Genomic DNA, 941 nt, shown 5'->3' with positions numbered 1-941 from the left:
ACCCCCACCTGACCGCGGTGCCGACCCCCGCAGCCGGCACCCCCACGGCGGGCATGCCGGCGTCAGCCGACGCGGAGGCGCCTCCGGCACAGAGCGCTCCGGCCCCGGGCACAGGGGCGATGCCGGCGCAGGGTGCCGCGACCTCGGGCGCGGGTGAGGCAACTCCGGCGCAGGGCGTCCCGACTTCGGCCACCGGCGAGGCGACTCCCGCGCAGGGCGTCTCCATTTCGGGCACGCCGGAGCCGACCGCGCAGGGCGTCCCCGCCCACGGCACAGAGGCGACCCCGGCACAGGGCTTCCCGACCCCGGGCACCGGCCAGGGGACTCCTGCCCAGGGCGCCCCCGCCTCGGGTAATGAGGCGACTCCGGCACAGGGCCTCCAGACCCCGGGCGCCGGTCAGGCGACTCCTGCTCAGGGTGTCCCCGCCCCGGGCCATGAGGCGACTCCCGGGCAGGGGGCCCCGATGCCGAACACGGGGGAGGGCACTCCCGCACAGGGCGTATCGGCCGCCGGCGCAGGGGAGGCGACTCCCGCACAGGGCGTATCGGCCCCCGGCCGAGAGGAGGCGATTCCCGCGCACGGCGCACCGGCCCCCGGCACGGGGGAAGTGACTCCCGAGCAGGCCGCAGCGGCTCCCGGCACGGCAGACGTGAACCCGGCCCAAGACAACCGGTCCGCGGTTACGGCGCGGAGCACGCCCGCGCACGGCATCCCGGCGTCGGCCACCGCGGAGGCGACCCCGGCACAGGGCACCTCCACACCGGAGGCCGCCGCCCCGCCCGCGCAGCCCGGCGAGGAGCACGCCGTCTCATCGCAGCCGACGCCCAACACCCCCCAGGCCGCGCCAGTTCGACCGGCCTCCGCCGAAGCCCCCAAGCCCCCGGCAGCAGGCGCCGACGCACCGGCCGCCCAGGCCATCCCCGCACAACCCGGCCCCGAC

The 941-nt window shown here is 78.4% G+C and carries 1 pseudogene; it reads left to right on the top strand.

Annotated features, from left to right (window positions below):
• Nucleotides 1-650: 650 nt before the first annotated feature.
• Nucleotides 651-941 (top strand): annotated as a pseudogene (locus G5C51_RS42695) (hypothetical protein); the annotation flags it as partial.

Source organism: Streptomyces coryli, from assembly GCF_011044975.1.
Lineage (GTDB): Bacteria > Actinomycetota > Actinomycetes > Streptomycetales > Streptomycetaceae > Streptomyces > Streptomyces coryli.
Note: the sequence above shows the minus strand (reverse complement) of the source record. Positions and strands in the feature narration are given on the sequence as shown.